The sequence below is a fragment of the Paracraurococcus ruber genome (assembly GCF_004353985.1).
In the GTDB taxonomy this organism is placed as follows: Bacteria; Pseudomonadota; Alphaproteobacteria; order Acetobacterales; family Acetobacteraceae; genus Paracraurococcus; species Paracraurococcus ruber.
In genome coordinates, this window is sequence record NZ_SMOA01000092.1 from 1 (window position 1) to 19388 (window position 19388).

Sequence of the window (19388 nt, forward strand, 5' to 3'; positions counted from 1 at the left end):
ATACGTTCCTACGCGTTACTCACCCGTCCGCCACTGACATTGCTGCCCGTGCGACTTGCATGTGTTAAGCATGCCGCCAGCGTTCGCTCTGAGCCAGGATCAAACTCTCAGGTTCATCAGCAGGACTTGGCCGAGGCCTTGTCCCACGGATGCCTTCTCGATCAGGCTCCGCTCACCACTCTCGATGCAACGCAGGCCATCAGGCCACGCCCACTGCCACCGCCCCGTTGCCGGGATGGATCAGCAGGACGCTGCCGAAGCTTGCGCTTGCTTCCAAAAGACCGATGCGATTTTCAAAGATCCGAACCTCTCAGCCATCTACCAGCAAGAAGCGCTGAAGTAAAGAGGCTTTCGAAGTCTTCCGCATCTCTGCGGAGGGAAAGAACATTTGCCCGAAGGCACCGCCAAGGCGATTTGAAGCTTCACCCTCGGACATTGCGTCAGGCGCCGTAGCGTCTTTCGGAACGGTGGGGTGAGGCAGATCGCCTCGCTGCGGGGGGCGGCTTATGACGCCTGGAAGACAGGGCGTCAACAGGTTTTTTCAGGAACCGCTCACCGCCTTCTCGGACGCGGTGGTGAGATGGACTGGCGCGTGCTGGCGGCAAGGACGCGGATCCGGCCCCGACAAGGTGCCCAGGAACGCCGCACGGGCCAGATCCTCGTCCGCTCACCATGGCACCTCCCGGACGACGCGGTGCGGCAAGTCCAAAGCCATTGGTCTGGGACCAGGCGCGCGCTGCAGGCAGCCGCGGCCAGGGTCGGGCCCGTGATGCAGGCTGCGGAAGCGGGTGCGGGAGAGGGGCAGCCAGCCACCCATCCCGCTCCGCCGTCGGCGGGCAAGAACCTTCCGGCTGCCGCAGGGCAAAAAAAAAGGCGGCGCCAGGTGGCGCCGCCGAGTTTAGGGAGGAAACGTCCAAGAAAGACAGCAGGGCGTCACCGCCTTGCTGCACTGCACAATCTAAGGCGGGAGCGGCAGATCGCCTAGTCTCAAACTGCCAGCTCAGCCATGCGTCAAGCGCATGAAACTCTGATGTTCATGCATGCAAGCGCAACCCTGTCCTTTGGCTGGCACCAGGGTCCCGGTTGAGTTCTGTCGGCAACACTTGATGTGTATCTGATAGCTATCCAGTAGCTTTCCGTTGGCGTCCTGGCTGCTATCCAGTATGGCGCATCAGGGATTCAGGGGACCCCTCATGCCGACCATCGTCTTCGCAAGCCCCAAGGGCGGCGCCGGCAAGTCGACCTCCGCCGTCATCCTTGCTGCCGAGCTCGCCCGGAAGGGCGCGGCCGTCACTGTCATCGACGCCGACCCGAACCGCCCGGTCAGCGCCTGGGCCCGCCGCCCCGGGAAGCCGGCCGCGCTCGAAGTCGTCTCGGACGTGACAGAGGAGACGGTGATCGACGCGATCGAGAACGCCGCCGCCCGGGTCCCCTTCGTCATCGTGGATCTCGAGGGAACGGCCAGCATGACCGTTGCCTATGCCATCAGCCGGGCCGACCTGGTCATCATCCCCACCCAGGGCAGCCAGCTCGATGCCGCCGAGGCCGCCAAGGCCATCCGCCTCATCCGCCAGCAGGAGAGGGCCTTCGCCCGGCGGATCCCGCACGCGGTGCTCTTCACCCGCACCAGCGCCGCCATCCGCCCCCGCACGCTGCAGCACATCAGGGCGGAGTTCGAAGCCCATGGCGTCCCCTCGCTGGAGACCCAGATGCATGAGCGGGAGGCCTACCGCGCGGTCTTCAGCTTCGGCGGCACGGTGGACAGCCTGACCGAGGCGCAGGTCGGTGGCCTCGACGGTGCCATCCGCAATGCCAGGGCCTTCGCGGCCGAGGTCGTGGGCTTGCTCCGGCAGACCCAGACGGCGGCCGCGGCAGCATGAGCGGCAAGCGCGCCGGGCTGTTCGAGGAGGAGGGGCCCGACCTCAGCGACTTCCGCCCGAAGCCGCCAGCGCGGGCGGAACAGGTGAAGGCCCTGGCCGAGGAGGCCGGCTTCCGCAGCCGCGAGCCGTTGCGCCAGGCGCCGTTGCCTCCGCCCCCCGCACCGGCAGCATCACCGGCGCGGGAACAGCGGCGCTACCGCACCGGCCGGAACCAGCAGCTGAACCTGAAGGTGCGCCCCCAGGATGCCGACGCCTTATATGCCATCGCCGATGCCCAGGGCTGGGTGCTGGGCGAGGCCTTCGCCCATGCCATCGCCGCGCTGACGCGGGAACTGGACGCCAAAGAATAGCTTCCCGATAGCTATCCTGTAGCCGTACATCCTAAACCTTGGCCGGCACGGCGAGGCGCGACGTTGGCGGTAGCCGGGAAGCACCTGCAGCCGCCGTCACCTGGCAGGTGACGATGCGCGGGGCGCCAGGCCAACCGGCATGCCCGACCACCCCTTTGTCGGGGATTGGACGACGCGGCACGCCGGCGCACCGACCGGAAAGGCAAGGGCACTTGATGGCTCGCCGCCTCGGCGGCAGTCGACGAGACCAAGCGTGCTACCAGACGGCTATCGGATAGCTACTGGCTTGTTCGGCACCACGTGCCATGGTCCTTGCCGCGATGCATCCCCGGTCCCCACCGCATCACAGCATGCGAGGGCGGCCCCCCCTCGGACCGGGCGCCGCACCGCCAGACCTATCCATAGCGACGCGGATTGATGCTGCGTGACTCACGTCTCTCCGCCATCCGCGCCGCCCCTCGGGGCGGGGCTGGCCCTCGGCGCCCAATCCTGGCCAGGACGCACGCAACCGGACCACGAACGCTATCCGCCAGCTATCCTGCAGCTACCAGCACCACTACTGGTATCCGGCCTGGGGTCAGCGCTGCCGGGTGCTCCAATGCTTGCCGGCCCGGCCGCGACGTTCGGCCCCGGCCCGCAACCAGCGCTGCCCTGCCTGGCTGGGCCGCGCTGCCGCCGGCACCTCCTCCAATGGGGCGATATCCGCTGGAGTGGCCGTTGCGGCCGGATGCTCCAGGGACACAGGCCAGGGCGCGGCAGGGGCCATGGCGGGCGCCTCGTCCGGCGCGGCGCGATCCGCAGATGCCGCCATGGCCGCAGGCGGGCAGGGCAGGGGGACAGGCCGGGCCCGTCGCGTCCGCTTCGGGACCGGCGGCTTCGGCGGCTCCCGCTCCACCTCGGCAGCGGCGGGTTCCACCGGCGCGGCCACCACCACCTCGACGGACGCCGCGACGGGGACCGGTTCCTGCGCAGGGGGTGGCGCCCCCGCGCGCCAGGCCGCCAGGTCGCGCTGCTGCAGCAGCCCTTCCTCGATCAGGCGCCGCAGCGTGCCAGCGGTCTCGTAGAACCCGCCGCCGCGCGTCGCCAGAACAGGCTGCTCGCCGGCATAGAAGACCTTCCGCTGCATGACGAGCCGCTGGACCTGCGCGGGGGTGGCGGGATGAAAGGTCACGCCGACGGCCTCGGCCGCGGCCATATCTTCAGGATCGAGGTGCAAACGACGACTCTCGCGGAGGCGGAACGGAACACGATATGCCGCAGAGCGGACATGGTCGGCACATGGGCCCACCCCGCCCCCTGACGCAACCACGCGCCTCAATCTGTCACCAGACAATCGGGTCGCGGCGGGTACGCAGCAGCGGCCAGAAGGGTCGAGGACGGCCCTGCCGCCAGCGGCCTCCCTATGCCGCCTTTCCAAGGCCATGTCACGGCGATGCCCTGACCGATACCCCGGGGGAAGGCCCACAAGGCCACCTAGGACATGCGGCGTCTCTTCTCGCCCAGGGACATGGCGGCCTCGCCGGCAATCATGGCAGTAATCGCAAATGTGCGATAAGATCTGTTATCGCACGCCATGCCCGCCCTCCCCAGCCGCGAAGCCCCCCTCCGCCGCCTTGACCTGCCAGCCGGCCTGACGCCGGAGGGGGAGAGGATGCTCGCCGCCGCCCTGGCCCTGGCCGGCGGCGCCAAGGCCGCCAACACGCTACGCGCCTATGCTGCGGATTGCCGGGACTGGTGGGACTTCGGCAGCCGCAGCGGCTTCCCTGGCCTGCCCGCAACCGCGCCGGCGCTCGCCGCCTTCGTCGCCGATCTCGGCCACCGCGGCGCCCGCATCAGCACCATCCGCCGCCGGCTGCAGGCCGTCGCCTGGCTCAGCCGTGGCCATGGCCATCCGGTCGACCTGCGTGATCCGCTGATCGCCGATGCCGTCGCCGGCCTCGCCCGGCAGGCCGGCAGCGCCCGCCGCCAGGCCGCCGCCCTGACCCTGCCCGAGATCCGCGCCCTCGCCGCCGCCTGTGGCCATGACCTCGCCGGCCAGCGCGACCGCGCCATGCTGCTCTTGGGATTTGCGGGGGCGCTGCGCCGGTCGGAGCTGCTCGCCCTCGATGTCGACAGGGGCATCGACGCCGAAGACCTCACCCGTTCCTGGGTCGAGCCCACCGCCGATGGCCTCACGCTGCGCCTCGGCACCAGCAAGGGCGACCCGGCGCGCGAGGGCGTGCGGATCGGCATCCCGCGCGGCCGCCACGCCGAGACCTGCCCGGTGCGCGCGGTCGAGGCCTGGGTCGCAGCCGCCGGCCTGACCCATGGACCGCTTTTCCGCCCGGTCAGCCGCTGGGGCGTGGTGGAGCCGGGCCGGCTGCAGCCGGAAAGCCTGCGCCGCATCCTCCGGCACCGCGCCGGCCAGGCCGGGATCCAGGGCACGCCGCTGGAGCCCATCAGCCCGCACGGGCTGCGCGCTGGCTTCATCACGGAGGCCTACAAGCAGGGTCTCGGCGATGAGGAGATCATGGCGCATTCGCGCCACAAGCATCTCGGCACCATGCGGCGCTATGTCCGGCGGGCGAAGCTCGTCACCGGCTCGCCGGCCGGCAAGATCGGGCTGTGATACCCACCTCGTCCTGACCTGCGGTAGGCGGCCGTCGGCCGAAGGCCATGGATGCGGCCTGCGGCACGTGCCGCGATGCCCGGCGCGGGCGGGCGCGCTGGCATCCGAAGCATGCATTGCGGCGGCACATCATGCGCCCGGCAGGAGCCTTCCTGTTCCCCCGGCTTTCCTTTTGACAGCCCCGCCGCGCCGGCGCTGACTTTTCCCCGCCCATAACGACAGCGCCGCCGGGCCCACCGGCGACCAGGAGGAACGACCGATGCCGACAGGCAGGAACCAGCCGCGCCCACCCACCCTCCGGACAGCCCATCGCCGCAGCCTGCTGGCGGCGCCCGCCCTGGCCATCGCGCTGCGTCCGCCCGGCGCCGGCGCGCAAGGGCGCTACCCCTCGCGGCCCGTCCAGCTCCTCGTCCCCTGGGCGGCCGGCGGCGGCACGGATGCGGTGGCGCGCATGGTCGCCTCGCTGCTGGAGCGCGATCTCGGCCAGCCCTTCGTCGTGGTGAACCGCACCGGCGGCCAGGGCGTGGTGGGCCATGCCGCCATCGCCAATGCCGCGCCGGATGGCCACACCATCGGCATGCTGACGCTCGAGATCGCCATGATGCACTGGGTGGGCCTGACCGAGCTCACCCCACGCAGCTACACGCCGATCGCGCTGCTGAACCAGGATCCGGCGGCGGTGCTGGTCAATGCCTCCTCCCCGCATACCGACATCCGCGGCCTGGCCGAGGCGCTGCGGGCCGCGCCGCCGCGGCGGATCAAGGGCACCGGCTCCGGCCGCGGCGGCAGCTGGCACCTGGCCTTCGTCGGCTGGCTGCGCGCCATGGGGCTGCCGGCCGACCATGTGCTCTGGGTGCCGGTGGAGGGCGCCGCGCTCGGCATGCAGGAATTGGCGGCGGGTGGCGTGGACCTCGCCGCCTGCTCCCTGCCGGAAGGCAAGGGGATGATCGATGCCCGCCGCGCCCGCCCCCTCGCGGTGATGGCACAGGAGCGCAACGCCGCCTTCCCGGAGGTGCCGACGCTGAAGGAGGCGCTCGGCATCGACCACGCGGCCGGGCTCTGGCGCGGCATCGCCGGCCCGCCCGGCCTGCCGGCGGAGGTGCGGCAGACCCTCGGCGCCGCGCTGGGGCGCGTGATCCGTTCCGAGGAATTCCAGGGCTTCATGGCGACCCGCGGCTTCGGCACCAGCTTCGCCGATGCCGACGGCTTCGCCGCCTTCATGGATCGCTCGGATCAGGCAATGGGGGCGGCGCTGCGGGACGTGGGTCTGGCAAAGGGCTGACCCCCGGCGGGATGGCCTCGGGAGGGGCAGGGCTCCTCCCGGGTGGCACGGCGGCCAGGGCGGCGAATTCCCGCCGCACCTCGCAGATCCAGCACATACTCGCCGCCCTCAGCCGGGAAACAGCCGCGCCGATGCCAGCCGCGCGCCCTCCGCCAGGCTGCGCAGCTTGGCCCAGACCACGTCCGGCGCCACGCGGCCGCGGCCGGCCGAGGTGTCGAAGCCGCAATCGGTCCCGGCCAGCACCCGGCGCGGGTCGCCCACCGCCTTCGCCACGCCGAGGATGCGGTCCGCCACCACCTCCGGGTGCTCGACGAAATTGGTCAGGGTGTCGATCACGCCGGCGACCATCACCTGGTCGGGCGCCAGCGGCATGCGCTCCAGGCAGCGCGCCTCATGCGCGTGGCGCGGATTGGCGAAGGGCAGCACTAGGCCGCCGACCTCGGCCCGCAGCAGGATGGGCAGGATCTCCTCCAGCGGCACGTCCTGGTCGTGCGGCGCCTCGTAATTGCCCCAGCAGACATGCAGCCGCACCCGGTCGCGCGGGATGCCGGCCAGGGCGCGGTTGATCGCCGTCACCACCCGCTCGACGAAGCCGAGGAAGTCCTTGAGCGGCCGGTCGCGGTAGGAACAGTGCCGCTCCAGCGCCAGGTCCGGGCAGTCCAGCTGCAGCAGGAAGCCCCGCGCGACCACCGTGCGGTACTCGACGGCCAGCGCTTCGGCGAGCGCCGCCAGATAGGCCTCCTCCGTGTCGTAGTGCTTGTTCTGGATGATGGCGGCGATGATCCCGGGGGAGGGGGCGGCGAGGAAGGGCTCGGCATAGCGGCCCGCGACAGGCGCCAGGGCAGCGGCGAAATCGTCGCATTCCGCCTCGATCGCCCGCGGGTCGGCATAGGCGACCGGGCCGATGGCGGCCGGCAGCAGGGCGGTGTTGCTGACCGCCTCCTTGCTGCCGACCTGGCGGATGAACTCCGCCTTGAACTCCGGGTAGGCGTCGATATCGGCGAAGCCGGTGCGGAGGCTCTCGCCGCCGATGCCGGTCAGCCGGTGGCGGATATAGAGCGCAAAGCTGTCGCGCTGCTGCTCGCCATTGTTGATGACATCGAGCCCGGCCTCGATCTGGGCCGGGACGATGCGCTGCAGCGCCTCCCGCCCTGCCGCCTCGATGGCGGCGGCGTCCACCGCCTCCCCGCGGGCACGGCGGGCATAGAGGCCGGTCAGCCCCGGCGGCCGCGGCAGGCTGCCGGTATGGGTGGTGAGGATGCGGTTGTCCGAGCGCTGCATCTGGCGATTCCCCCTGGCGCCGTGCCGGCGCCCTTGCCGGCAGGATAGGGCGGGCGGCCGGACGGCGGCGATGGGGTGCCGATCGGCATATCCTGGACCTGCAACGATCATGTTCCGGGGGGGGGGGCTCGGCCAGGCAGGTCGGCAAATGGGGCAACAGCCTCGCCGTCCGTCTGCCCGCCGCAATGATGGAGGCGCTCGGCCTGACGGAGGGCGGCGGGATCCGGATCGAGGCAGCTGATCCCCGCGGCTTGCGCGTTGCGCGTGACCTGCGGCGGCAGGAGGCGCTGGAAGCCCGGCGTCAGTTCGGCTGGAGCCTGCCACCCGGCTTCCACTTCGATCGGCAGGCGGCAAAGAGCCGCGGCGCAGGAGCAGCACCGTCTTCGACACCAGCACCCTGCTCCATGCCGGCCAGCGCTGGGCCGTGCAGCGCTGGCCGGGGGTCGTGCGGGCGCTGGCCACCTCCCGCGCCCTGCTCACGCTGCCACGGCCACTGACCCTGGCTGCGTATGAGGCCGCACTCGGCCTTGCAGCGGGCCACGGCGTGCATCGTCCCGACGTGCTTCCGGGCTGCCGCGCTCAAGGCTGGCGGCGATACGCTGCTGTCGGAGGATCTGCGGGACAAGCAGGGGATCGAGGGGCGGTTGACCATCCGCAGCGCCTTGCCATGGGCCGCTCACGACCCCAGACGATCCGCCCTGGCGCACTCCGCACTGGCTGGCACGCGCCGCTGCCTGTCGCTCCACCCGCAGAGCCCGTCGGCGCCATGGCGGACACATGATAGGAACCCGAAGGACAACGAAGGCTATTTGATAGCTATCTGGTAGCTATCGGTGCCCGCTCTACTCTCGCCACAGGCCGGGACACCAGGGACCGTCTTCCCGGCCCGACGGCCGGCATCGGTAATTTCCGGCTGGGGGCGGGGGGCTGGCCACATCCCCGCGCGGCACGCGCGGCTGTGCAGTGCCGCGCGCCGCCGGGACGGCCATGCAGGGGCGCAAAGGCTTCGCCGGAGATCCCATGCCCCTATCCGAGACCCTCGCGGTCGCGGCACCCGCCGCCGACCAGCCATCCAGGCCCGGCACCGCCCTGCCGGAGCCGCCGCCGCCCAGGCTCGGCCGCGCGCTCTGGCGGACGCTGGCGACGCTGCTGCTCTTCCTCGCCGGCGGCGGCCTCGCCCTCTGGCTGGCGCGGGACAGCGAGGCCGCCGCCGCAGCCCGGCTGCTCTCGCCGGCGGTGGTGCTGGCCTGTCTCGGCCTCTCCTTCGCCAACTACCTGCTGCGCGGGCTGCGCTGGGTGGTGCTGGGCCGCGCCTTCGGCGTGGCGGCGCCGGCCGGCCGGCAGTTGCTGTACTTCTTCGGCGGCTTCGCCCTGACCGTGACGCCGGGGAAGGTGGGGGAAGTGGTGCGGCTCTGGCTGCTGCAGCGCCACCACGGCGTGCCCTATACGCGCAGCATGCCGCTGCTGGCCGGTGACCGGGTGATGGACATGGTCGCCATCTGCCTGCTGGCGCTGGCCGGTGCGGCGCTGACCAGCCAGTACCTGGTCGTCACCGCCATCCTCGCGCTCGCCTGCGTCGCGCTGCTCGGCGCGCTCAGCCATGCCGGCCTGCTGCTGCGGCTGCTGGACTGGACGGAAGCGCGGCTGCGGCGCGCACCCGGCCTTTTCGCCAAGGCGCGGGAGGTCTGCGCCACCCTGCCGGCCATCGGGCGTCCGGCGGTTCTGCTGCCGGCGCTTGGCCTCAGCCTGCTGGGCTGGCTGGCGGAGTGCCTGGTGCTGCTGCTGGTGGTGCGGGAACTCGGCACGCCGGCCGGCCTGGGCGAAGCCATGCTGGTCTTCTGCCTGGCCGCCGTGGCTGGCGCCGTCTCACTGCTGCCGGGGGGCCTGGGCGCCGCCGATCTCGGCCTGCTCGGCCTGCTGCGGCTGATCGGCATGCCGGAGGCGGCGGCGGTGGTCGCCACCATCCTGGTGCGGCTGGCGACGCTGTGGTTCGCCGTCTTGCTCGGCCTGCTGACCCTGCCGCTTGCCCTGCGCCGGCCGCGGCAGGGCCACTGACCGTGCAGGAGCCCGTCATGCTGGCTGGCATGCATTCTGGCCGGCATGATCATGGTGTCTGGCGCGCAGTCGTCACCCCGTCGGCGCTCCGCGCCGACCTGGGCACGGTACCGGTCGGCAGGAACAGGACGTCTGCTCGCCGGTAGCGCGCGGCGCGGGGCCGACCACGCCGGGGGCACGAATGCCCCGCGGCGTGGATCCGCCGCCGGCACCATGCCGCCGCGCTGCGACCTGAAGGTGGTGCGGCGATCCAGACCTGTGGGGGAGGCAGGGCAGGCGCCCCTGCGGTCATAGGGGCGCATAGGGGCGCCTCACTCTCCGCGCCGCCCTGTGCCCGCCGCAGGTCAAGCCATCGCATCGCCGGCGTCACGCCGTGCGGCATGATCGAGACGAGGACGGTGAAGCCCGCCACCGCCCACAGTCCCTCTGCCTCGGGCAGCGGGACCCGGTTGGCGGCATAGGCGAGGCCGTAGAACGAGCCGAGGCCGCGGATGCCGAAGCAGGCGATCGCCACGCCTTCCCGCAGCGGCTGCGGTGCGCCGGCGAGCCCGGCCAAGCCGGCCGCCGGCCGCGCCAGGAACAGGCACGCGAAGCCCGCCACCGCGCCCGTCGGCGCGTCCGGCAGCCCGCCGGCCAGCGCGCCGCCGAACAGCACCGGCAGGCCCGCCGGCGGCGTGGCGCGGTGCCGGCCGGGCTGGCGAGCGGGACCGGTCGGGACCATGTGGGCAGCAGGGCGTTCCTGCCGCGACGTAATACGCGTGATGGCAGCACGCGCTCCGCAACGGAGGCGCCGGTGATGCTCAGGCTCGTATCCTCGGGTGACGAGGCCGCACTCGCCATCCGCGACCACCTCGTGCCGTTGGCCCGCGAGCGCGGCGAGCTGGAGGTGCAACGCGATGCCGTGCGCCTCGTCGTACTGCGGCATGGTGCCCTGACGATCGAGCACTGGACGCCGTTCAACGACCTGTCGGCCGACGAGGCGTCGTCACCGGGCTATCGCCATGCCCTGGCGCAGCAGCACAGCCAGCCCGACCTGCCCTATGGCCTCGATGTCTGGCATGCCGGGAAGCGGGTGCTACGCCTGCTCTGGGCAGATAACGGCGCACTCGACCTGGCCGAGTTCGTCCGCGGCGCATGGGAGGCGGAGGCTCTCGCGCTCTGAGCCGCGGCGCATCGGCGCATAGCGCCTCAGCGAAATTTCGCCGCCCAGCGGGCCATACGGCACCCCATCTCCCCGACCATGCCTGCCCGCACCGGCATGGCCGGCGTGTCGAGGGAGGACATCCGCGTTGCGCAACCCTGATCCGCGAGCTGCAGGACAGCCCTTCCCCCGCATCCCGCCACGTCCTGCGTGCCGGGCATGAGCGCGGTCCGCACACTCCACTGCCGCACCGTGGCGGAGGGGCGCTTCCGCCTGACGAACCACATCCGCGACCTGGCCCCGATCGCTCTGGATGAGGCAGGCGGCCTGCCCGGCCCCGATTCCACGCCAGAACCCCTCGATATGCTGCTGGCAGCACTCGGGTCCTGCCTTGCAGGGTCGATCCGCGCCCAGGCAGCGGCGCGTGGCATCGTGCTGTCGGCCTTGTCCCTCGACGTGGAGGCCGATCTTGCGTCGGCACCGGCCGATGAGGCGCATCCGCCATCGCTGGGCTTCGACGAGGTGCGCGTCGCCGTGCACATTGCGGCCGACGCACCGCGCGAGGCGCTGTCGTCGCTTGTCGCGCGCGCCACGCTCCGGTCCCAGGTGGCCAGCACGCTGCACGACGGCACGCAGATCAGCGTCGTCCTGTCCTCGCCCGCAGGGAACTAGCCTGTCTCGTTCGCGGCGGCGCCACGATGCGGTTGGCGGCCGTGGCGTCGGCTGCTGATTGCGTCCACGGAGTCGGGTGCCGAAGCCAAGCCGAAGTCCTCACAGGCCGCGCCACCCCCGCCATGGATGGCGATGCGACCGAGTCCTTCGGCTTTCCAGCGACTGGCCGCAAGCCGGTCCTGCGCCGCCATGCCGAAACCTGCCGCGGCGCGAGGTCCTGCATTGCTGCCCAGCGAATAGGATGGGCTAGCCGAGGCACCCGGCGTCTTGGTGCGCCGGCGGGTCGAGAAGGGTGGCGTTCTCGCGGAAGGCTGCGACGACGGCGTCCAGCACCAGCCGGATGCGTGGCGTGCGGCGATTATCCTTGTGCACGGCGAGCCAGATGCCGACGGCGGTGACAGGACTCCCAGGCGGCTCGATGCGGCGAAGTTGCGCCGGGACGGCATCGCCGCGAAACCGGGCGAGGCAGGCGATCCCCGCGCCGCAGAGCGCCGCGCGGAACTGCGCCTCGGGGCTGTCGGTGCGGAGCGCGATGGTCGCGCGAGGGGCCATCTCGGCCAGCCAGCCGGCCACCTGCGGCACCTCGGCACCGTCCAGCCCGGCCACCAGCCGATGGCCGGCGCAGCCCGCGCCGAAATCGGGCATGCCGTGGCGTTCCAGATAGGCGGGGCTCGCATAGAGGGCATAGGCCAGCGTGCCGATCCGCCGCGTCACCAGGTCATGCCCCTCGAACGGCGCGAGGCGCACGGCGAGGTCCGCCTCGCGCATCGAGAGGCTGAGGTGCCGCACATCGGCGAGCAGTTCCAGCACGACCTCGGGGCTGCCCGCCTGCAGGGCCGCGAAGCAGGGAACGAGGACCTGGCTGGCGAGGGACTCGACCGAGGTTGCGCGCACCAGGCCTTCGAGCTGCGCGTCGTGCCCGCCAACGGTCCTCTCGACGGCGCGCATCTCCGCCTCGACGCGCTCGGCCTGGCCCATGATCGCCTCGCCGGCGAGCGTCGGCACGTAGCCGTCCGGCGTCCGGTGCAGCAGACGGGCGCCGAGCCCGCCTTCGAGCGAGGCGAGGCGCCGGCCGACGGTCGACTGGGTGACCCGCAGCTCGCGCGCCGCGGCCGAGAGGCTCCCCGAGCGCGCGATCGCGAGGAAGAACCGAAGGTCGTCCCAGTCCAGCATCGTGGCCGTCCGTGCCTGACCACCCGTTATGGGCCGGCTGGCTCAGCCAGGGAACAAGGCGGCGCCGCAGTGGGTCGCCACCGGTCGGGGCAGTCGTCCTCACGGAGCGTGTCGGGTGTCCTCCCGCCGCCCGGACGGCCATCCGTCCCGCCGGCGGGGCGCCGCTCCAGCCGGTGGCTTTCCCGGATCAGCGCCAGGGCGTCGCGCGAGGTCGCGGCCCAATCGCGGCCGACCGGATGTTGTTTGCCGACCGCACCATCGAGGCGACGGAAGCCGACGAGGAAGCGATGGTGTCGAAGACCACGTGCATCGTCGGCGGAGTGGTTAGCATGGACGACAAAGCTGGCGAGGAGCGCATGCCGGCATCGCTGGCGGCCGCAGGGACGCCTGCCCGGCCGGCAACCACCGATCGGCGACGTTAGCCGCGATTGGGCACGTCAGCGCGGCACGCGCTGGGCCCGGCACGAGAGCTGGGACCCGGTGGCGGCGGCGCTCGAGAGCAACTCCTTCCTGCGGGCGGCAATGGCTGACCGGCCGCATCGGCGCCCACCAAGTCGATCACCTCGCGCCACGCATCCCGAACTCCCGGCCCGAGGCCTGCCACAACGCCCATCCCGCCTCCGACGGCGCATGTGATCGGCCTGCGCGTGAGGCTGCGGGCTTCGCGCTACGCGCTGTGGGACGAGGCGGCAGGTTGCATGGTGCGCTTCGGCGAGGCCGAAGCCCGTGCGCCACCGGCGGGACGCCGCGACACACGGACGCGCGGCCGGCCACGTCAGCCTGGCAGGGGTGCCGGAACGCCCCAGGGCGGGCCGAGACCCACCGTCGCATGAATGACGCCCAGCATCAGCGCGAGGGCGAGGACGCACGTGCCAAGCGTCAGGCGGAAGCGATGTTCCGAGACGAAGGCCGCGAAGCTGGAGGGAGTCATCATCGTGGCGGCCTCATCGGGGGGTGGGGCGGCACGCAAGGCGGGATCGGTGGCGCCGGTCAGGGCACCGGCGCCTTCGCTCCCTCCGCCTGGTCGGCAGCCAGGGCCTTCTCCAACTCGGCGGGATCGACGAGCTGCACCTCCAGGACGGCGCCGGGCGCCGCGACGCGCCGCGTCATCGTCGTCGAGACGCGGCGATAGGCCGGGAAGGAGAGGCCCTGCAGCAGCTCCTCCTCCGTCTCGATGTCGTAGGTGCCGGCGGGTTGCGGGCGATCAAGCCCCTTCAGGACGAAGGGACGCTGGAACACGAGCGTGGTGCGCTGGTTGCGGGTCAGCATGGCGGGCCGCCGGCAATGCGCATGGGCGCGGCGGGCGAAAGCCTCGCCGCGGTGGCCGTGACGAACAGGCCGGCCGAAGCCTGCGCTCCTGCATCGCCGATCGGAGCCCGGCTTCGGATGGCGGCGGCCGGCGTCTCGCCGATGAGCCAGGTCTCGAGCTGCTGGCGCGCGCGGAAGACGCGGCTCTTCGCGGTGCCGACCGCGCAGCCCATCGTGTCCGCGACGTCCTCGTAGGACATCCCCTGCAGGACGACCATGAGGAGCGTCTCGCGCTGGACCAGCGGCAGCCGCCCCAGGGCGGCATGGAGCTCCTTCAGCATAAGGCTCTCCTCATGCGCGGCCGGGACGGCGAGGACAGCCTCCGGCACCGCGTCCAGGTCGGCAGCGGGCCGGCGCCTTCGGGTGTCGCTGATGAAGCGGTTGCGGAGGATCCGGTGCATCCAGGCGGGGAAGTTGGTGCCTGGCGAGAAGCTGTCGCGCGCGGCGAGTGCATTCGTCACGGCGTCCTGCACTAGGTCGGCTGCGCCGCTCGCATTGCGGGTCAGCGCCAGGGCCTGGATGCGCAGCCGTGGAAGCAGGGCGATCAACTGTTGGCTGAAATCATCATGATCATTTCTCATATCTATAGTATACGCTACGAGAGGCGACTGCGGGTGCGCTCATCCCGCGTGGATCAGCACGCATGCGCGAGCCGGCCGGGCACTGCGCGGCAATTTCGCACGGGGAGGCGAGCGCCGCTCAGCGCGGCTGCGGCGCGTTGGCCGGCTGGTGCCGCCCCGGCTCGGCCACGACGCCCCGCGGCAAGGCGAAGACGGCGGCAAGCCCCGTCTCGGTGAAGGTGATCTCCACGGTGCCGCCGAGGTCGTGCCGGACCTGCCGTTCGATGAGTTCGGAGCCGAAGCCCTGGCGCGTCGGGGCGAGATCGGGCCGCGGGCCACCGGCTTCGGACCAGCGGAGGACGAAGCGCGGCTCGCCGCGCCGCAACTCCTCCGACCAGGCGATTGTGACCTTCCCCGTCTCGCTGGAGAGGGCCCCGTGCTTCGCCGCGTTGGTGGCAAGCTCGTGCAGCACCATGCCGAGTGCGAGCGCGGCCTTCGGCCTGAGCTCGACCGACGCCCCCACCATCGTCAGGCGGTCCGCGCCCAGCGCATAGGGCTCCAGCTCCTTCTCGATCAGCTGGACCAGCGGGACCTCGGCCCAGCCGCCGAGGGAAACCAGCTCGTGCGCCCGGGCGAGCGCCCGAATGCGGCCGGAGAAGACGGTGCCGAAATCCTCCAGGCTTGCGGCGCGACGCAGGGTGTGGGTCGCCACGGCAGACACCACCTGGAGCATGTTCCGGACCCGGTGGTTCAGCTCGTCCACCAGGCTGCCGAGGATCTCGCCCTCGACGACCTTCGTGACGTCGAAGAAGGTCACGACGGCGCCGTCCACCGCGCCGGACGCCGTGGTGTAGGGCAGGATCCGCATCAGGTGGTGGGAGGCGGCGTTCTGGGCCGTGACGCGCCGCTCGGTCGGCGTGCGCGCCTCCATCACCCGCCGCGCTTCCCGCGCGACGTCCACGCTGTCGAGATGGTTGGCGAAGCTGCTGAGCGGCCGGCCGCGATCGGCCGGCACCAGGTCGAAGATCGCCGTGACCGCCGGGGTGAAGCTGCGGATCACCAGGTTCCGGTCGAGGAAAACCGTCGCCACCTGGGTGCTGTCGAACACGTTGCGCAGGTCGGAGTTGGCGCGGTCCAGCTCCTCGATCTTGGCCGAGAGTTCGAGGTTGCTCGCCCGCAGCTCCTCGTTCACCGACTGCAGCTCCTCCTTCGAGGTTTCGAGCTCCTCGTTGATGGATTGCAGTTCCTCGTTGACCGAGACCATCTCCTCGTTGGCCGACTTCAGCTCCTCGGTGGCGGTCTCGTACTCCTCCGCCATCGACTGCAGCCGCTCGCGCGATTCGCGCAGCTCGCCTTCCAGCTGCTCGACCAGGTGCTCGCGCGGCGTACCGTCCATGCTGGGCGGCGCCTGCTCCCCGCCGCGCTCCACCGCGACCGCGGGCTCGGCGAAGGCCACCAGGTAGAGCGCGTCCAGTCCGTCGCGCAGCGGCAGGGGCGCCACCGTCAGCTCGACCGGGATCAGGGTGCCGTCATGCTCGAACTCGACGCGCCGGCGCACGCGCCGCCGCGTCTCCGCCGCCTCGCGCAGCGCGGCCCGCAGCTCCGGCCGCAGGCCGCGCCGCGCGAGGAAGACGAGTTGCTGGCTCGGTGCGCCAGCCGGCAGCTCCAGGAAGCGCGAGAGCCCGGCGGATTGGTGCACGACATTGCCATCCGCATTCACCAGGAGATGGGGCGGGGCGAAGAGCTCGGCGGCGCAGGCGGCCGCGGCCTGCAGCAGTTCGGTCGCGCCCCCGGCGCGGGCCGGCCTTGGCGGTACGGGTGGTGGCCAGTGGCGGCGGACGGCGAGCGAGGCGGGCTGCAGCCGGATCATGCCAGCGGTCGCCGCGCCCTCGCGCTTACGGAAGATCCGGTGCGCCTTGTCCACCGGCGCGAACAGCTCCGGGTGCCGCGTGACGGTTTCCGCGACGCCGAGGAACAGGAAGCCCGATGGGCGCATCGCATAATGGAACAGCGGGATCACCTGTTCCTGCAGACGGCCGCCCATGTAGATCAGCATGTTCCGGCAGGACACCAGGTCGATGCGGGAGAACGGCGCATCCCGGGTGACGCTGTGGCCCGAGAAGACGCAGAGCTCGCGCGTCTCCGGCCGGATCGTGTAGAGCGCGCCGTCGGCCAGGAAGAAGCGCGCCAGCCGCTCCGCCGAGACGCCGGCCATCATCGACCGGGGATAGCGCCCGAGCCGCGCGACGGAGAGCGCGGGCTCATCGATGTCGGTGGCGAAGATCTGCACGCGCGGCGGCGTCCTGCTGGCCGCCATCTGCTCCTGCGCGAGGATCGCCAGCGAATAGGCCTCCTCCCCGGTGGCGCAGCCGGGCACCCAGATGCGGACCGTGTCGTCCGCCCCCTTGCCGGCGAAAATCGCCGGCATGACCTTGGCCTCGAGCGCGGCGAAGGCTTCCGTGTCGCGGAAGAAGCCGGTGACGCTGATGAGCAGGTCGTTAAACAGGCGCCCCGCCTCGTCGGCATCGCCGCGGAGAAGGACGACATAGGCCGGCAGGTCGACGACGCCCGTGGCCTGCATGCGGCGCTGCACGCGGCGGAAGAAGGTCTTGTCCTTGTAGCCCGAGAAGTCATGGCCGGTGGCGGCGCGCAGCACGTCGCAGATGTCGCGCTGCGCCTTGGCCAGATCCTCGGGCGGCGTTCCGCCGTCCTCAGCCAGGATGGCGGGCCGCGCGAGCAGCTCGGCGAGGCGGCCGGGCATCTCCTCGACCGGCAGCACGAAATCGACGGCGCCGGCGGCCACGGCGCTGCTCGGCATGCCGGGGTAGCGCGGCGCCGTCCCGTTGGAGCCCTGCGCCATCGTCAGCCCGCCGGCTTCCTTGATCGCCTTCAGGCCGAGGCTGCCGTCGCTGCCATAGCCGGAGAGCACGATGCCGATCGCCTCCTCGCCCCGCTCCGTGGCCAGCGACGCAAAGAAGATGTCGATCAGCTGTCGCTCACGTGCCTCGGCGCCGCCGCGCGGTCGCAGGACGAGCCGCCCGTCGGCCAGGGTGATCAGGGCGTCGCGCGTCGCGACATAGGCGCGGCCGGGCTGGAGCGCCTCGGCGTCGCGCATCGGCTCCACCGGCATGGCGGTGCATTTCTGCAGGATCTCCGGCAGGGCGCTTTCCTGGCCGGCACCGAGGTGGGTGACGACGACGAAGGCAAGGGCGGGCGGCGGCACCGGGATGGCACGGAAGAATTCCTGCAGCGCCTCGACGCCGCCTGCGGACGCACCGATCCCGACGATCGGGAAGCGTTCAGTAGTGGGCATCGTCGCCCTCCGATATGATGCGCGCGGCATGGGGCGATCGGGCGCTCTGCCCTCGACCCGGCGCGGACCTCGCATCAAGGTTACCGGAGACCTAGACCACAAACGGGACCACTGCCAGTTCCGGGTCCAGAATACTGCATCACGAAGGCACAGGCCGATCCGGCACGGCTGGCAAGGCGCGGTCTCGCCCGCAATGGTATGCGAAGCCTAGCGTGCAGGCGGAACTTGGCCTGCGTGTGTTCAGGCCAAGTCCAGTTTGGCTTTCCTGGCACGGCGATCCACGCCTTTCGTCGTGCCCACCTTCGGTGAGCACGTGCAGGACGATCGCGGGCTAACCGGGTGCCAGCAGCCGCAGCGCGAGAAGGGTCGCCGCGAGAAGGCCGAACGTCTTGAGCAGCAGCGCCGTCATCGGCGCCGCCCGAAGGCGAGTCCAGCCGAAGCTGATGATTTCGTTCATTGTTCGATTTGGTGCCATCAGCAAGGATAGCACGATCAGGTGAATTTATTGCAGCGGTCGGCGGCCCGGGCCGCTTCGGGTCGGATAAGGCCAGGGCGTGTCCCCCTTCGCCTTCCTGGGTCGGCCTCTTGCCTTCCAAGGCGAACGCCGCTCGGCGTCACCATATTCCCAGGCAGAAGCGCCGGGTCACCGACTGGGCCGAGGACGATGGTGGCCTGCGTACCGAGGGCAGCCTCACCGTCTGGTTCGCGCCGGAGGCGATCGAGGCCTGAAGGGCCAAGCCGCGCACTGGCCGGGGCGGACAGCCCACCTGCTCCGCGCTGGCGATCGCCAGCGCCCTGACCCTGCAGGCTGTGCTCCGCCGGGCGCTGCGCCAGACCGAAGGCCTGATCGGCTCCTTTCTACAGTTGCTTCGCCTCGACTTCGCCGTGTCGGACCACTCGCCCCTCAGCCGCGCGGCGGGTGAAAGCCGGTGCGCCTGTTGGTGGATGGCACCGGACGACGGCTGCGCGGTCCCGGCCGCTGGCTGGAGGAGAAGCATGGCAGCACGCGGCGCCAGGCTTGGCGGGTGCTGTACCTCGCCACCGACGCCGGCACGGGCCAGACCGTCGCCGCATTGCTGACTGACAGGGATGCTGACGACGGCTCACAGGTCGGCCCCTTATCGCTTGATCGCAAGCGCAGCAGGGGCGAATGCGTCCACGCCCCTGCAATACGGTGTCCCTGGATGCCCGGCCTTGCCGCGGCGTCACCCCAGGAACCATGCCTCGGTCTTGGCGATGGCGGCCGTGCTCGCTGCGTTGGAGAGGGTGAGGAGGTCGACGACGATGGTGTCGCGGGTTGCGTCGCCTGCGACGACGGCATCGATCAGGCGGACCCAGAGGGAGGCTCCGACGCCGGTGGCGAGGAAGTCGCCCTTCCAGGCGAGCGCGGAGCCGGGCGCGCCGGCGAAGGCCTGCCAGGTGGCGGCGTTGTCGGTGGAGTACTCGAGGCGGAAGGCCTCGACACTGGATGTGGCGTCGACCTGCAGCAGCTTGTCGCCTGCGGCGAGGTTGGTGAACTGCCAGCGGAAGTCGATGCCGGCGCCGGCCGTCGTCATGCCCTCCCGCATGGTCAGGGCCGCCGTGCTGGTGGCTGTGGGACTATCGATCGAGAGGGCGCTGAGGGTGGCGTTGTTGACGCCCGGGGCGGTGGTGTAGGTGCCGAAGGCCCTGCCGGCGCTGACGGGGGCGATGTCGTCGTCGAGCAGCGTGCCGGCGGTGGAGAGGGTGGGGGCGGCGCTGCTGCTGGCCTGGAGGGTGAAGGACT

At 71.4% G+C, this 19388-nt stretch carries 19 protein-coding genes, 1 rRNA gene and 1 pseudogene; 10 read left to right on the forward strand and 11 right to left on the reverse strand.

Annotated features, from left to right (window positions below):
- A 16S ribosomal RNA gene (locus E2C05_RS16885) occupies positions 1–115 on the reverse strand; the annotation flags it as partial.
- Between the two features lie 1078 nt (positions 116–1193).
- Between E2C05_RS16885 and E2C05_RS16890 the strand changes: the two genes are divergently transcribed.
- Both E2C05_RS16890 and E2C05_RS16895 read left to right on the forward strand, forming a co-directional pair.
- A complete protein-coding gene (locus E2C05_RS16890; RefSeq protein WP_133220819.1) occupies positions 1194–1880 on the forward strand; it encodes a ParA family protein in 687 nt (228 codons plus the stop codon).
- Positions 1877–2230: a stability/partitioning determinant gene (locus E2C05_RS16895; protein WP_133220820.1), complete on the forward strand. Its 354-nt coding sequence runs from the start codon at positions 1877–1879 to the stop codon at positions 2228–2230. The genes E2C05_RS16890 and E2C05_RS16895 overlap by 4 nt, the downstream gene beginning before the upstream one ends.
- Before the next feature lie 577 nt (positions 2231–2807).
- On the opposite strand, the gene E2C05_RS16900 is transcribed toward E2C05_RS16895, so the two are convergent.
- Positions 2808–3401: a hypothetical protein gene (locus E2C05_RS16900; RefSeq protein WP_158292172.1), complete on the reverse strand. Its 594-nt coding sequence runs from the start codon at positions 3399–3401 to the stop codon at positions 2808–2810.
- A gap of 402 nt (positions 3402–3803) precedes the next feature.
- On the opposite strand from E2C05_RS16900, the gene E2C05_RS16905 reads away from it, so the two are divergent.
- Complete coding sequence (locus E2C05_RS16905; RefSeq protein WP_133220822.1) at positions 3804–4838, forward strand: site-specific integrase; 1035 nt, start codon at positions 3804–3806, stop codon at positions 4836–4838.
- A 259-nt stretch (positions 4839–5097) separates the two neighbouring features.
- Entirely contained in the window at positions 5098–6120 is a 1023-nt protein-coding gene (locus E2C05_RS16910) for a tripartite tricarboxylate transporter substrate binding protein (protein ID WP_133220823.1), read from the forward strand.
- 108 nt (positions 6121–6228) lie between these two features.
- Here the strand turns inward: E2C05_RS16910 and E2C05_RS16915 are convergent, their stop codons facing one another.
- The gene (locus E2C05_RS16915) at positions 6229–7401 is read right to left on the reverse strand and encodes a uroporphyrinogen decarboxylase/cobalamine-independent methonine synthase family protein (RefSeq protein ID WP_133220824.1); all 1173 of its coding nucleotides are present in this window, start codon (positions 7399–7401) and stop codon (positions 6229–6231) included.
- 98 nt (positions 7402–7499) lie between these two features.
- Between E2C05_RS16915 and E2C05_RS16920 the strand changes: the two genes are divergently transcribed.
- Together E2C05_RS16920 and E2C05_RS16925 are read left to right on the forward strand one after the other, a co-directional pair.
- Complete coding sequence (locus tag E2C05_RS16920) at positions 7500–7898, forward strand: AbrB/MazE/SpoVT family DNA-binding domain-containing protein (protein ID WP_274607314.1); 399 nt, start codon at positions 7500–7502, stop codon at positions 7896–7898.
- 523 nt (positions 7899–8421) lie between these two features.
- Positions 8422–9456 (forward strand): lysylphosphatidylglycerol synthase transmembrane domain-containing protein, encoded by a 1035-nt coding sequence (locus E2C05_RS16925; RefSeq protein ID WP_158292174.1) that lies wholly within the window; start codon positions 8422–8424, stop codon positions 9454–9456.
- A gap of 49 nt (positions 9457–9505) precedes the next feature.
- Here the strand turns inward: E2C05_RS16925 and E2C05_RS16930 are convergent, their stop codons facing one another.
- Positions 9506–10381 carry a cation:proton antiporter gene (locus tag E2C05_RS16930; protein ID WP_133220827.1) on the reverse strand — a complete coding sequence of 292 codons (876 nt, stop codon included), beginning with the start codon at positions 10379–10381 and terminating at the stop codon, positions 9506–9508.
- On the opposite strand from E2C05_RS16930, the gene E2C05_RS16935 reads away from it, so the two are divergent.
- Together E2C05_RS16935 and E2C05_RS16940 are read left to right on the forward strand one after the other, a co-directional pair.
- Positions 10358–10618, forward strand: coding sequence for a hypothetical protein (locus tag E2C05_RS16935; RefSeq protein ID WP_133220828.1), 261 nt, complete (start codon positions 10358–10360; stop codon positions 10616–10618). The genes E2C05_RS16930 and E2C05_RS16935 overlap by 24 nt on opposite strands.
- A 198-nt stretch (positions 10619–10816) precedes the next feature.
- The gene (locus E2C05_RS16940) at positions 10817–11269 is read left to right on the forward strand and encodes an OsmC family protein (protein WP_133220829.1); all 453 of its coding nucleotides are present in this window, start codon (positions 10817–10819) and stop codon (positions 11267–11269) included.
- Between the two features lie 246 nt (positions 11270–11515).
- Here the strand turns inward: E2C05_RS16940 and E2C05_RS16945 are convergent, their stop codons facing one another.
- Positions 11516–12442 (reverse strand): LysR family transcriptional regulator, encoded by a 927-nt coding sequence (locus E2C05_RS16945; RefSeq protein WP_133220830.1) that lies wholly within the window; start codon positions 12440–12442, stop codon positions 11516–11518.
- A gap of 173 nt (positions 12443–12615) precedes the next feature.
- Between E2C05_RS16945 and E2C05_RS16950 the strand changes: the two genes are divergently transcribed.
- Entirely contained in the window at positions 12616–12864 is a 249-nt protein-coding gene (locus tag E2C05_RS16950) for a hypothetical protein (protein ID WP_133220831.1), read from the forward strand.
- Between the two features lie 353 nt (positions 12865–13217).
- Here the strand turns inward: E2C05_RS16950 and E2C05_RS33090 are convergent, their stop codons facing one another.
- From E2C05_RS33090 to E2C05_RS35150, 5 genes are all read right to left on the reverse strand, one after another.
- Entirely contained in the window at positions 13218–13376 is a 159-nt protein-coding gene (locus E2C05_RS33090) for a hypothetical protein (RefSeq protein WP_158292178.1), read from the reverse strand.
- A 56-nt stretch (positions 13377–13432) separates the two neighbouring features.
- Positions 13433–13711, reverse strand: a complete 279-nt coding sequence (locus E2C05_RS16955; protein ID WP_133220832.1) for a hypothetical protein — start codon at positions 13709–13711, stop codon at positions 13433–13435.
- The gene (locus E2C05_RS16960) at positions 13705–14331 is read right to left on the reverse strand and encodes a sigma-70 family RNA polymerase sigma factor (RefSeq protein WP_133220833.1); all 627 of its coding nucleotides are present in this window, start codon (positions 14329–14331) and stop codon (positions 13705–13707) included. Before E2C05_RS16960 ends, E2C05_RS16955 begins: the two co-directional genes overlap by 7 nt.
- A gap of 118 nt (positions 14332–14449) precedes the next feature.
- Positions 14450–17623 carry a chemotaxis protein CheB gene (locus tag E2C05_RS16965; protein WP_133220834.1) on the reverse strand — a complete coding sequence of 1058 codons (3174 nt, stop codon included), beginning with the start codon at positions 17621–17623 and terminating at the stop codon, positions 14450–14452.
- Between the two features lie 331 nt (positions 17624–17954).
- On the reverse strand, positions 17955–18080 hold the full coding sequence (locus E2C05_RS35150; RefSeq protein WP_274607313.1) for a hypothetical protein: 126 nt from the start codon (positions 18078–18080) through the stop codon (positions 17955–17957).
- A gap of 290 nt (positions 18081–18370) precedes the next feature.
- Here E2C05_RS35150 and E2C05_RS35420 point away from each other — a divergent pair.
- Positions 18371–18703 (forward strand): annotated as a pseudogene (locus E2C05_RS35420) (transposase); the annotation flags it as partial.
- Between the two features lie 125 nt (positions 18704–18828).
- Here E2C05_RS35420 and E2C05_RS33095 read toward each other — a convergent pair.
- Positions 18829–19388: hypothetical protein (locus E2C05_RS33095; protein ID WP_158292179.1), on the reverse strand; the 560-nt coding region annotated here is incomplete at its 5' end.

Coding starts and splice junctions, on each gene's coding strand:
- E2C05_RS16905 (WP_133220822.1), top strand. CDS start 3,804: ATGCCCGCCCTCCCCAGCCGCGAAGCCCCCCTCCGCCGCCTTGACCTG.
- E2C05_RS16910 (WP_133220823.1), top strand. CDS start 5,098: ATGCCGACAGGCAGGAACCAGCCGCGCCCACCCACCCTCCGGACAGCC.
- E2C05_RS16945 (WP_133220830.1), bottom strand. CDS start 12,442: ATGCTGGACTGGGACGACCTTCGGTTCTTCCTCGCGATCGCGCGCTCG.
- E2C05_RS16930 (WP_133220827.1), bottom strand. CDS start 10,381: ATGCCGCAGTACGACGAGGCGCACGGCATCGCGTTGCACCTCCAGCTC.
- E2C05_RS35150 (WP_274607313.1), bottom strand. CDS start 18,080: ATGAACGAAATCATCAGCTTCGGCTGGACTCGCCTTCGGGCGGCGCCG.
- E2C05_RS16890 (WP_133220819.1), top strand. CDS start 1,194: ATGCCGACCATCGTCTTCGCAAGCCCCAAGGGCGGCGCCGGCAAGTCG.
- E2C05_RS16960 (WP_133220833.1), bottom strand. CDS start 14,331: ATGAGAAATGATCATGATGATTTCAGCCAACAGTTGATCGCCCTGCTT.
- E2C05_RS16965 (WP_133220834.1), bottom strand. CDS start 17,623: ATGCCCACTACTGAACGCTTCCCGATCGTCGGGATCGGTGCGTCCGCA.
- E2C05_RS16895 (WP_133220820.1), top strand. CDS start 1,877: ATGAGCGGCAAGCGCGCCGGGCTGTTCGAGGAGGAGGGGCCCGACCTC.
- E2C05_RS16925 (WP_158292174.1), top strand. CDS start 8,422: ATGCCCCTATCCGAGACCCTCGCGGTCGCGGCACCCGCCGCCGACCAG.
- E2C05_RS16955 (WP_133220832.1), bottom strand. CDS start 13,711: ATGCTGACCCGCAACCAGCGCACCACGCTCGTGTTCCAGCGTCCCTTC.
- E2C05_RS16940 (WP_133220829.1), top strand. CDS start 10,817: ATGAGCGCGGTCCGCACACTCCACTGCCGCACCGTGGCGGAGGGGCGC.
- E2C05_RS16915 (WP_133220824.1), bottom strand. CDS start 7,401: ATGCAGCGCTCGGACAACCGCATCCTCACCACCCATACCGGCAGCCTG.
- E2C05_RS33090 (WP_158292178.1), bottom strand. CDS start 13,376: ATGATGACTCCCTCCAGCTTCGCGGCCTTCGTCTCGGAACATCGCTTC.